We start from the raw sequence: 13,108 nt of genomic DNA on the forward strand, positions 1-13,108 counted from the left end.
TTTGAATTAGTTAGTATTTTACGTTTATAAAACTCATATTAATCACATTGTCGACGACTGAAAGTTCTCCCGATTTTTGAATGGTTACATTTTCCAGTTTTACATTTTGAATGGGCATCTCCGGTAAACCGATCATACTTATGGCTTTTTCCTGAGCTATGTTACATTTCAAATTCCGAATCAGAATATTTTCAAATGCGGTGGGATTGTTTCCGCCACTGTAACTATGATACTGGTTGGTAAAACTGATACAGGTTTCAGCGGTGTCTATTTGAATATTATCAAGAATAACATTCTTCAGGTAGCCCCCTCGATCTTTATTTGACTTAAATTGAACACCATAGCTTCGAACCTTTTTGAAAGTAAGATTTTGGCAAATTACATTTTCAATTCCGCCGGAAAGTTCACTCCCAAAGGAAATACCGTGCAAACAGTTTTCCGAAACACAGTTCCGGATTAAAATATTTTTACTGGGTTTATTCACTCGCCACCCGTCCTGATCGCGACCCGACTTTATTGCAACAAAATCGTCTCCGGTATTAAAATTACAGTTTTCGATGAGCACGTTCGTATCCGAATCAATATCAACACCATCGTTATTTATAAAGCGACTGTCAACTTTTACACCCCTAACTGTAATGTTATCGCAATAAGTTGGCTGAATGAGCCAAAATGCCCCGTTTTTAATTGTAATATCTTCGAGCAAGATATTTTTACAATTCAAAAGATGGATCAATTGCGGCCGCAAAAAATGGCCTTTGCCAAAAATCCGTTCATCTACCGGAACGCCATTTTTCCCCATTTCGCGCAGTTTGTTCTGGTCTTTTTTCTGTAACGACCTCCATTCCCTAAAACTCCCTTCAGCAGAGCCATTTCCATCAATACCCCCCTTACCTGTGATGGCAATATTTTCAACATCTTTGGCATAAATAAAAGGTGAATAATTCCAGGCTTCTGTTCCTTCCCAACGAACCAAAACCACTGGCAAATAGTCTTCCGGATTCTGGCTGAAAACAAGTTTTGCATTCTTTTCCAGGTGAAGGTTTACATTATCTTTCAAAATAAGCGAACCTTCACAAAAATACTCTCCCGATGCCAAAACTACTTTGCCACCTCCGGCTTTGGAACATTCGTCTATTTTCTTGTTAATTACATCCGCAACATTTTCTTTTTTTACAGTTTCTGAACTTATTTTAAAGATTCTGTCAGGGAACTCAGGTTCACTTATCTTTTCCAGAATTTCAGAAGCATCAACTTTCCAATCCAGTTGTTGTGATTTTGCGCTAACTGTCGCCAAACAGAGAAATACAATTCCTGTAAAAACTTTTATGTTCATCGATTTATTTTTTTTTCAGAAAACACATAAAATTAATGTTTAATTCGAAGAAAAACCTGTAAAAATCTTTGTTAAACCTGCACTTAAGAACTCTTGTTAAAATCACTCATGTTTCGATAATTTATTACTAAAGTTTAGAAAAGAAAAGACGTACCGCAAATTTTCTTATTGGTACGTCTTTGTGTTTAACCAAACCAGAAAAACACAGTTGTAACTAAAAACTATTTTTGAACAGGTTCTCCAATAACGCCTAAATAGCGCCCGATCCAATAAGGAAGCAACCAAATATCTCCGGCGCTGTATTCCGAACGGCCATCACTGCCACCATCCAAATCAAAACGATTGGCGTTATGGCGTGAAATTCGCAGTTCATCAGGCGGAAGAACCTCTTTTATTGTTTGTTCTCTAAAATTTTCAGGAATAAGTTCAATGTCCTTTCTGTGGCTGTTTTTCACTGTCCAGTTCACCAAATCGAGCGGGTATTCCTGCAAATACCAGATTGCTTCTTCAAAATCATAATCATCGTCACCAACAATCGCTGTCATAATGTTCCATAAGCCTTCTTTTTCCGGTCGCTCTGTTTCCCAATGATCAACAATTGCTTCTTTGTATTTTGCTTTTAATTCATCGTTAAACGCATAACGGTACAAGCCCCAGTATCCACAGTAATACATTTCATCATCGGAGTGATTCCAGCTTTCAGACAACATTCTGCTCCAATCGTCAGCAGTTTCCGGAGCTCGGCTGATTTCGCTCATGGGTCGCACGAGATTTTCCAGATAACCATGTTGATCCATCAAACCGAACGCTGTCTTTTTGTATTTTTCTTTTCCTGTAAAATGATATGCTGTCTGGAGCATGCCGATGTAATTCGATGAATTAATTTTGCGGTCACCCACCATAATCGGGCGCGCGTTAACATATTCCTGGTTCCAGCGTCCCCAGGTTGTTGGTTCATCGTTCCAGTCAACCAGATAATGATCATTTTTTATTGTTGTTGACATTAAAGTGTCAATTAATAAAATGGCCCTACTTTTTAATTCGGCATCATCAACCAATTCGGCAATGGCCCCAAATACAAAAATGTGACCGATGGCTTCGTCACTGCTCGTTGTGGATTTCCAATCCCATTCCGGATCTTCGGTTCTTCGCCACTTTTTATCGTGATATTTATAGCCGCGGCGTTCAAATGAACGTGATGGAAAGCCCGGAATTTCGTTGATTGTATATAAACGTTCCATCGCATCGAGCGACTCCCTGATATTTTGCAAGGCATCCTCCGATTTTGTCACTGCGTAGCGAAAAACCTCACCTGCCAGGTACATCGAGGTCCACAAGCCATCATTATCCGAAGTTTCCATACTTCCACTTGTAACATCACCCTCTGTCATACCTGAAACAGTAGCATTAAAACCGTTACGGATATGACGTTCACGAACCTGCTTTTCAAAAAACATGGCTTTGTCAAACAATGTCATTTCTTTTCTGCAAATTCTTGCCAAACCGGCATCGGTTAAAATCAAAACTGAATTTTCAGGGCCTTTTGAAATATCAATCACATTATCAGAAGGGAGCCACCTTTTGGAGGCGTAATAGCTAAATTTATCGTTTTTTTCAAATTTAAAAGCCCCATGTGTTGAGCCAAACCAGATTTCGCCATCCACCGACTTTATGGTTGTTATTTCAGGCCATGGTAACTTTATTTCAATCTCACTGATTTGCTTTTTCGATTTAGCATCAAATTCAAAAAAACCGTCAGAAGTTCCGGCTAAAACTTTTTCACCTGCCACTTCAATACAGGTTAATTTATCGTTTTGAAGAACAAGTTCCAGTTTATTCTTTTTAGGTGAGAATGAATAAATTTCTCCTGTACTCAATATAAAAAACTGGTCATTTTCCGAATCATATTTTATGTCTTGAATTTCAGTATTTAAACTTCCTTTCCACAGTGTTTCCGAATCTTTTAACAAGTTCAGTTTCATTTCGTCGGCTATCAGAAATTTAAAATCCTGACCTGCGGAAACTAATTTTGCATTAGGTAAATCATGTCGGGAATATAAATTCCCTGCCCACGCATTACTCAAAACCGCTTTATCATCAATGTATATTATTTGATTTTTATAAATATCTGCGTCTGTAATTCCTTTGTCTGATGTTGGGCGATATTGCACATCATTTACCAATTCTCCCGGAAACAGAAATTGCCCCGCTTTTGGACGCAACAATCCGTGAGAGGAAAGTACCTGTATGTATCCATTACGATCGGACACAACACTGTTTAATGTTACGCGCTCATTCGTAAAATTGTATTTTATACTATATTCCTGAACAAAAGGTTTATCAGCGATGAAAATAGTTGAACGTTGTCCAAAACAGAAGGTTGTTCCCAATGCAGCAACCAGCAACAGTGTAAATATTATTTTCAATTTTGTATTCATTTCAATCTGCTTTTTTTATTCCAAAAGGCTGTGTTCCGGTTACAGACTCCGGTCCAAAAATCTCAGCACGCACATAACCCGATAGATTTGGAATTTCAGAGAGACTTAATTTTCCACCTCGCCCTACTACATTATTTCCTGAAATCCAACGAATTGAATCTTGTCCGGAAGACACGATTTCGATTGTTGCTTTTTTGGAATTCACTTCAATCGATTTAATATCAGGCACCTCAGGACCATTGTGCCCATTAACCGCATAAACATAGAAAAAACGTCCTTCAAGCATTCCTATCCGAATCCACTCTTCGTTTAATTCCGGCAAAATAAATACGTTCCAATTACGTCCCAACCTTTCCATTCCTACATGGAAATCGTCGTTTGAGTAACCCCAAACATTCCTCCCGGGCATCGTTTTTTTCAAAACTTCGTCCCAAAATTCACGGTCATGCGGATACCGATCCCCTTGATTATAGACTTCCATTCCTGTAAGAAAATCATAACTATTAAATATGTCAACATACCAGTTAACATTATATTTTTCAGGATTTCGGGTTGTGTAGCGCCCCGGATGATTTAAAAGTGCAAGCCCGTTCTTTTTACCAATTTCCCCTAATACGACATTCTCTTCTCCGGGTTGCTCCTGATAATCAGTAAAATAACTTCCTGTATGATGTGGAGCTGATACTTCGTTTCCCTGAATAGCAAACATTTCCATTTCCCCGGGATTGCGGTTTTCGAAAACCAGTTCATCTGATGTTATATCTCCCCGCTCAAGTCGCTCATGAGCGGATTCACTGGGCAACAATTCAGAAAAGTTTGTCCAGGGATAGGTAACTTCATTATGATCTGTAATCGCCAGTATTTTATACCCTAAACTGTGATAACTATCCACCACTTTTTGGGGACTCATTCTTCCATCGCTCCGTGTAGTGTGGGTATGCAAATTGGCCTTATATTTCGTGTGATTTTCCCAATCCACATTTTCGTACGGATTATTAATTTCCCATTTTGATGAACATCCAGAAAAAATAAATCCGGATGTTAGTACCATTATTAAAACCTGAAATAAGCTTTTCATAATATAAATTCTCTTGGTTTTTTTATTTTTGAATATTAAAAATATCATTTAGTTCATCCATAGCCAGTTCCATCACAAATATTTGCATGAAGCCGCGTTCTTTACCCGTATTTTTATTGGGCTGAAAGATGTTGTATGCCAACATTTCTCCATTTCCTGAGACCACCAGTTGATTTCTGTCCTGTTTGTCGTTTGTTAACATTACACTTTTTCCAAAATTATTCCCAGGCTTTGTACATGAAGCAGCAATATTTCCGTTAACTATCGAAAGAACCCAGTTACCGGATGGGTGCCAGCGCACACAGGAAGCGTGGTTGGAAAAATGACTAAGCTGCAAAGGTTGTTTTCTTTTGTCAGAAGAAAGTTCTGAACCATCAGCGTCGATAAGAAAAATCTGCTTAACTCCTTCTTTATCGCCGGCCAGGTAAGCAATCTTTTTTCCATCTGCAGATCCTCTTACAATATCTGAAACTGATCCGGAATAAGTTAAACGGCGAATCTTAATACCTTCCGGTGGCTTCGGATAAGTGTCTGAATCACCGGAAAATGCTGTTGTTATATCCACATTATCGGGAATATCAGCAACAAAAAGAGAGGTGTCATAGTCCAGACCATTCCCGGCCCGTACCTTTCCAATAAACGCACGCATTGTTCCTGCAGAATCGACCCATGAATCTCCATATGCTTTTTCAATCTGTCCGGCTTTTGACCTACCTTTCCCGGCAGGTTTAACAATTACTGAAAAATAATGCGAGTACCCCTCAGGCGAATCTTGATTTTTTTCCATATAACCAATAGTCCGGTCAATATTAGTTACCAAAAAATCATCGTAAGTAAATCCAATTCGTTTTCCGTTTCGGGAATATTCATGGCGATGTGTTCCTCCCCGTTGTGCCCCCGGAATGGTTGGCCCTTCGGTTGAAACATCACGCATATCAACTTTTGTTATTGCTCCTTTTCCATCAGTGCTGACTTCCACACCCGTTCGGTTTTGCTTGCCATAATATCCTCTCTCTTTAACTTCCTCAAGCAGAGGACCTTGAATAAAAATAACTTTTTCTTCCGACGGATGCCATGACACCGCCCCAACGCCGGGTGCTGCCTGCTCGCCTGTTATCGATTCAGGTTCATACAAAATAGTTTCTCTCCCTGTTGCAATCTCAATCTTTTCAATGGTTTTACAATTGCCAATATCTTCATTAAAAATGGTGCCCCGGGTATCGTAACATAAAAAATTACCATCGGGGGAAAAATTATCGTTGTTGTCCAGTACATGGTTTTTATCCGAAAAAGATATTTGTTTTTCTTTCATTACTATTTGTGAAGCTTCATTTTGATTTTCTGTAAAGCATCCGGCAAGCGCCAATAAGGCAAGCCATAAATATGCGTTTATACTGTTATATTGTCGTTTTCTTTTCATTTATTCAGCTGGTTATTTCACCCTGAAAATACGGTTTTCCTTCCAGATTTGGTTAAACATATCTGTAGTTTTAACGGTAAGGGTGTATGTTCCCGGATCTAAACCATTGGGTAGTTTCCCCTGCCACATATGATGACAAATGCTGGGGTAATCCATCGCATAGCCAAACACTTCGTCAAGCGGCTGATTATCTACTATTCTTTTTAGAAAGCTGCTTTTTTTATACATCTCAAAACATGCCGGATCAACAGTTTGAACTGTATCCATTCGAATCCAGTTTTTATCCTGGTTGACTGACATCTCTACTTTTGAACGGAATGAACCGGCAAAAATATTTACCAAGACCTTTGTTTTTTCCAAAGCGTCTGTTTCTATCTCTTCCGGAATATAAATATTCATCTGATAATCGGTGGGGCGCCGGGCAGCTTTAAACCGAACGCTATATGTATTTCCATCGAAAGTAATAATGGAATACCCATTTGGTGCTCCGTCATTCATAGTAGCATGCGGAATACCTCTTTCATCTTTTAAACCACACCACCAGCTTCCACAAACAGTAGCATTGATAAGGTGATGATGCATTGCTTTCCCCTGCCACCCCATTTCACTATCTACAAAAACATTAATTTGCTCGTGTACATGTCCGGAAATCGAAAATGTATGCTCCCTGTTTTGAATTAGCTGATACATTTCCTTCTGGTTATCACAGGCAATAATTGGTGCGTGCATCATTAACACGACGAGTTTATCCCTGGGAACAAATTGCAGGTAATTTTTTATAAAAGTTAGTTGCTTTCTGGTGAAGTGAGGATGATATTTCCCCTTCTCGTCAAAATAAATATTATTTATTGAAATAAAGGCAACCTGCCCGTATTCAAAAGCATAGGTGCTTGGGCCAAAAAAATGTTCAAACGTTTTGTCTCTTTCCCGGTTGGTTTTTGCATTACGATCGTTGTCATGATTTCCAAAAACGTTGTACCAGGGGATTCCTATTTGCGCTATTCCCTGGCTGACATCATCCATCAGCCCGGGATCGTCTGCGACAATATCTCCCAAAGAAACGCCAAAACTTGCGTCAGTTGTCCCAATCAGCTCTTCCGCAACGTCATGAAATACATAATTAACTTCCTTCATTCCCCGCGCCTGCGGATCTCCAAAAAACAAGGCAGAAAAAGTATTCTTTTCTGCTTGCTGAACCAAAGGAAAATTAATTGATTTTACATCTTTTCTGTTCAATTCATCACCTGTTTTGAAATAGTATTTTGGCGAATTAAAAGAATTTAAAGGAACCTGATATCCTGAAGGTTTTATTATAAAGATTGTAGCTCTTTCATTGGTCTCCAACTGCCATTTTCCATCCTCGTCTGTTAAAACAACTTCTTCACCATTTGTTACACAAACATTTTTTACACCGATCTCTCCTTTGTCAAAAACTCCGTTATTATTAAAGTCGATATAAACTTTACCAGTGGTACTGCCTGTGGTTGCAAATAAAATGTTCGTTACAAATACAAAAAGAAAGAACAAAAAACTTTGGAAATATTGCATGGTATTTTTATTATCGAAAAAGAAGAGTTGAACTTCCACCTGTAAAAGAATATAGAAAAATAAAGAAGACAGGGAGACTCCCCTGTCCTCTTATTAATATATTGTTTATGAGAACTAATATGGTTCTCCGGTTCCTTGCAAAAGCCATGTTTTTGAATAAACGCTGTTTTTACCAATAAGCCCTGAATACTCTGTTGTTTCGAGTCTTTCAATAGCAGCATTCACATTTGACGTGTTATTATTGAGTTCATCACTCCCGTACCCAAAACGAAGTGCAGGGTATGGCGCCCGCGCGATTTCATCAGAAAGAGTAAACTGAGGGTACCCAGTACGTTTATAGTCGTTCCATGCTTCTGTTGCATTACAAAAACTGGCAACCCATTTCTGCGTTAAAACCTGGTCTTTAGTACCATTAAAGGAAACTTCCGTAATAAAAGCATCATAGTCATCCTCAACTCCCCAGGTTTCAAGAGATGCTCTGACACCTTCATTGTAGTGGTTTTCAGCATCTCCTACATTCCATCCATCCAAAGCCATTTCAGCCAGGGTAAAATGCATTTCGGCAGCAGAAAGAATCCGTGCCTGGAGTAAATCTCCGGGTTCAGGACTTCCATCCATAAATATGGAGTTCAACATCGAAACGTGATAATTATGTCTTCCCTGTGCTCCGTTTTCACATCCGTTAAAAGAATGAATATCGGCTTGTAGCAGTCCAGGTGGGACTCCAACGTATTCGCTGTCGTTACGCTCTACATCGTTGGGGTTATACAATCTTGTATATTCAACCTCTGTTCCCTGATAATCAATCCAATCAGGTAATATTGGCGTTGGAACTCCGTCGGCCAACATATCTGAAGCCTCTCCTTCAATATTAGTATCAGCAACCCATTTTACTGCAACAGGTGCAAACCAGACACTTTTCCGGGGGTCATTGGTGACATTCAATTGATCAATTATGGTAGAACACGACAAGTTGCGGGTTGAACTTGTTTCGCTATCATAAACCAATGGCCATGTATCGTCTGAGCCTCCTGTATAATCCATGGTAGCATCTTCCGATGCTGATTTTATATACATTCCGCCTGCAACAATTGCCTCAACAGCTGCCTGAGATTCGGAAGTTTTATTTGAAATACGAACGTAATAACGAATCAACAACGAATTCGCAAATTTTTCCCAGGCTTCAGGATCACCACTAAAATACAAATCAGCATTTCCGTCAACAGAAGTTACGTCTCCCGAAGCAAAAAGAGTTACTGCCGTTTCCAAATCAGAAATAATCCCACTATAAATGGTTTCCTGTGAATCGTATTCCGGATACAGATAATCAATTTCACCAGTATTTCCCTGCAATGCCATGGTATAAGGAGCATCTCCCCAATAATCAGCAATCTGGCCAAATAAAAATGCTCTCATGGTCAAACCAACTCCTTCGTGAAAAGCTAATCCATTTTTGTTCGCATTCTCTATAAGTAAAGCATTTGTGCGTAAAATATCGTAATAGCTTTCCCAGCCTTCGTTATCCCATTCAAAATAATTTGTTCCTCCAGCCCATCCTGATTGTTGTATAAACTGCATAGCACCAGCCATGTTTCCAATACCTAAATTCAAATAATTTTTTGCCGCTGGTCCTAAAACAGATGGCATTAAAAGATTAACGTTACCATCTTCAGCATTTATAGCATTTGGATTTTTATTTAAATCTGTTAAATCCTCACACGCAGAAAAAATTCCGATTGCAAAAATTAAAACCAACAGCTTTATATAATAGTTTCTATTTTTCATTTCTATTCGGATTTTATATTAAAAATTGAAATTAAGCTTAATACCACCTGATGCAGACCAGGGCATTACGTTCTGGCGTTCAAAACCTTGTTTGAACTGACTAACCGTATTTCCTTGTGAGCCTCCATTTGCCTGAAAAGCTCTCTCTGGGTCGATTCCGATATCAGCAGCGGTCCAGAGCATCAGGTTGCGCGTATATAAAGCAATTGTTGCATTTTTTATTCCTTTAATATCAGGTAACTTGTATGAAATTGACAACTCACGAAGTTTAATAAAAGAAGCATCGAAAGTTATGTTTTTGTTGTAACTCCAAGGGTATGTGTCAACAATGGGAATAACTGCAGTTCCTTCTCCGCCAAGATGTTCAACATAAACATCATCACTATAATCGTCAGGCGTATCCTGTCCGGCAGTTTGCACAACTCCGGGAATAAAAGCACCATCATAGTTTCCATCCTCCAGAGGCATTCCACCAGTTTCCTGGGTGTGGCCTCCTACCCTGGGGTAATTTCCTCTTCTCGGAATAATATACCTTTCGGGGTCTGATTTCAACAGAGCGATTAATTCTTCTTCTGAATAAAGGCCTCCGGGAATTAAATCATCTATCTGACGTTGGGATTTCCAGTCTGATTCTCCGTAACGATATGTATAAGAAACAAATTCTCCCCCTTGTCGCCAATCAATACTTGCACTAATTCCCCATCTGCCCATACTAAGGCTTGTTTGCATACCGAGCATAAAATCAGGATTAAAGTTACCTACTTTTTCCCAATCTTCGGTATTCTCAAGTCCAACCCACTCGGTTCCCTCAATAATAGGCCATTTATAATAAGGTGAGTTTGGATCTTCTACCTGCGCTATACCATAGCTGTAAATATCTCCAATTTTATCTCCAATAAAAGAATATGCTCCCGCATTCTCTCTCCATATCTGAATAAATTCCAGGTCATCAGTAAGTTCCTCAACAGTTGTGCTGTTGTTGGTGAAATTAAAATTAATATCCCAGTTTAGACCTCCTACATTAGAAATGGGTGTGCCTCCGATTGATACCTCCCATCCTTTACTTCGAATTAATCCAGCATTAATTAACTGACTGCTGTATCCGGAAGATCTTGGCAACGGTACTGAAAATATCTGATTTACATTATCAACGGTATAATAAGTTCCGCTAAACCTGAGTCGATTGTTATACATGTTTAGATCAATACCGCCCTCAACAGAAGTTGCTTCTTCCGGTTTCAAATTTGGATTCAGCAATGTACCTGTTACAGATTCGGTTGTGAGTGAATTCCAGGTTCCTGTGACTAATGTTGGTTCCAAACGATATGGTTGAGTGTCGTTACCAACTTTCGCCCAGCCTCCTCTCAGCTTAAACAAACTAACTGATTCGGGTAGCTCAAATGTATTATTCACCAACCAGCTCAAAGAAGCTGATGGATAAAAATAAGACCGATTTTCTTCAGGCAATGTACTTGACCAGTCGTTACGACCTGTAATATCAATATAAACAGTGTTTTTAAATCCGATTGATGCCAGGGCATACAAACTATAAATTGCTTTTTCTAAAGTATTGCTGTTTACGCTAATATTTGACAAAGGAATATTACTCACCGTATATAATCCCGGAATAACCAATCCATTTCTTCTGTCGCTACCTGAACCAACAAACGAGTCTGCGTTATCGCGATTCATAATGTTTCCTCCGCCAGAAATACTTACATCCCAATTTTCAATTTTCTTTGAATAGGTTGCGAGGATATCAGCATTATATTCCTGAAATGTCAGATTTTGAAGAGAATAATTTCCCTTTGGCATTCTCAGTGCGCTAAACGGTATTTTTGTTTCCCTTTTTTCATTATATCGATCTAATGAATAGCGCGCCTTTACAGAAAAATCTTTGGAAAATGTGTAAGTTAAAGCAGCATTTCCGTAAACTCTGTCGCGTGAAAATGAGTTAGACATAGCATAAGCAATAAAATAGGGATTATCAGAATCAGGAAGAGCATTTTGCTGAACGCCTTCCTGTCCGGGCAACCAGTATTGTTTCATTCGTGAAACAGGTATGTGCGACACTGAATAAACAGCCTGTAAAGGATTATTATTCCGGTCGCCGGTACTGGGAATGTCATTCGAATGTGTCCGGGCAATTGTTACATTCGAAGAAAAAGTCAAATTATCAAGCAAATTGTAATTAATGCTTGTTTTCAAACTATTGTTAAATCGATCATGATTTGGTATCATTCCCTGCATCGACATATTGTTATACGAAACCCTAAAGCTCCCTTTATCTCCGCCGCCAGTTAATGCTATATTATTGGTTGACGTAACTCCGGTATTTAGAAAGTCTCTCATATTGTCGGGATAAGACTTAAGTTCAGCAGGCTCATCCAGGCCCCACTGTTCAGAAATAATCCCGGCATCAAGCTCCGGCCCGGCCCAGTATGCTGAACCTTCCGTTAAAACATGGTTTCTTTCACCGTTTGCATATTTATAGTGAAAATCCAAGAGTTTTGTAGGAACTTCAAATAAAGTATTGGATGAAAATGAAACCCCCAGTTCTTTTGATTTCTTTCCCGATTTAGTGGTAATTAATATAACCCCGTTACCAGCCCTGGTTCCGTAAAGAGCCGCTGCACCCGGCCCCTTTAGCACTGTCATTTCTTCAATATCATCGGCATTTAAATCAGATATTGCATTTCCATAATCCACCTGATTACCACTTCCCATTTCTGAGACGTTATTAAGCGTATTATTCATGGGGACGCCATCAATTACAAACAGGGGTTGATTGTCGGTAGTTAAAGATGTTGCACCTCTAATGACTACACTTACAGACGACCCCGCAGTACCTGTTTGATTGATTTGAACTCCGGCGACTTTTCCAGCCAGAGAATTAATCACATTATCCTGCGAAACCGATGATAATTCTTCTCCACCTACCTCGCCGACAGAATATCCTAACGACTTTTTCTCTCTTGAAATTCCTAAAGCCGTTACCACTACTTCGTCAACGCCTATGGTGCTGGTTGCCAATGTCACATCTATAACCGATCTGCCATCAATCCGAACCTCTTGTGTTTGCATTCCCACAAAAGAAAAAATCAAGGTTGCTTGTTCGTTTGGCACAGAAATAGAGTAGTTCCCGTCAAGATCGGTAACGACTCCGTTATTTGTACCTTTCTCTACAATAGATACACCGGGCAACAACTCACCCTCATCGCTTTTTACAGTACCCGTAACATTTACCTGAGCAAATGACGTTACAGCAAAAAGTAAAAACATACCTAAAAAGAATGTTTGCAAAATACTTTTTTTCATACAACAATAATTTGGTTAAATATTTACTAACGATTTTTGAAATCGTTAGTAACAAAGTTCTGTAATGAGCTGTATTTAAACCAGTGGAATTTTATTACATATACATTAAATATTAACCCAATATCCTATACGAGAAATAAAAAAAATACAATTATGTTAATATTTAATTAATTATAATTTAGCCT

At 39.0% G+C, this 13,108-nt stretch carries 7 protein-coding genes; all 7 read right to left on the minus strand.

All coding sequences use genetic code 11. From position 1 onward, the window contains the following. Positions 1-10: 10 nt before the first annotated feature. The 7 genes from K5G00_RS11615 to K5G00_RS11645 all read right to left on the minus strand — a co-directional run bounded on the left by K5G00_RS11615 (position 11) and on the right by K5G00_RS11645 (position 12,923). Complete coding sequence (locus tag K5G00_RS11615; RefSeq protein ID WP_238766330.1) at positions 11-1,336, minus strand: glycoside hydrolase family 28 protein; 1,326 nt, start codon at positions 1,334-1,336, stop codon at positions 11-13. Between the two features lie 221 nt (positions 1,337-1,557). Continuing rightward, positions 1,558-3,774 carry a ligand-binding sensor domain-containing protein gene (locus K5G00_RS11620; protein ID WP_238766331.1) on the minus strand — a complete coding sequence of 739 codons (2,217 nt, stop codon included), beginning with the start codon at positions 3,772-3,774 and terminating at the stop codon, positions 1,558-1,560. 1 nt (position 3,775) lies between these two features. Further along, complete coding sequence (locus K5G00_RS11625; RefSeq protein ID WP_238766332.1) at positions 3,776-4,852, minus strand: PHP domain-containing protein; 1,077 nt, start codon at positions 4,850-4,852, stop codon at positions 3,776-3,778. A 22-nt stretch (positions 4,853-4,874) separates the two neighbouring features. Further along, a complete protein-coding gene (locus tag K5G00_RS11630; RefSeq protein WP_238766333.1) occupies positions 4,875-6,272 on the minus strand; it encodes a DUF3748 domain-containing protein in 1,398 nt (465 codons plus the stop codon). Between the two features lie 12 nt (positions 6,273-6,284). Beyond that, on the minus strand, positions 6,285-7,820 hold the full coding sequence (locus tag K5G00_RS11635; RefSeq protein WP_238766334.1) for a calcineurin-like phosphoesterase C-terminal domain-containing protein: 1,536 nt from the start codon (positions 7,818-7,820) through the stop codon (positions 6,285-6,287). Positions 7,821-7,934: 114 nt separating this feature from the next. Beyond that, positions 7,935-9,605, minus strand: a complete 1,671-nt coding sequence (locus K5G00_RS11640) for a SusD/RagB family nutrient-binding outer membrane lipoprotein (RefSeq protein ID WP_238766335.1) — start codon at positions 9,603-9,605, stop codon at positions 7,935-7,937. 18 nt (positions 9,606-9,623) lie between these two features. Next, positions 9,624-12,923: a SusC/RagA family TonB-linked outer membrane protein gene (locus tag K5G00_RS11645; RefSeq protein WP_238766336.1), complete on the minus strand. Its 3,300-nt coding sequence runs from the start codon at positions 12,921-12,923 to the stop codon at positions 9,624-9,626. Positions 12,924-13,108: the final 185 nt, after the last annotated feature.

Origin of the sequence: Maribellus maritimus (genome assembly GCF_022267315.1) — a bacterium.
GTDB classification, from domain to species: Bacteria; Bacteroidota; Bacteroidia; order Bacteroidales; family Prolixibacteraceae; genus Draconibacterium; species Draconibacterium maritimum.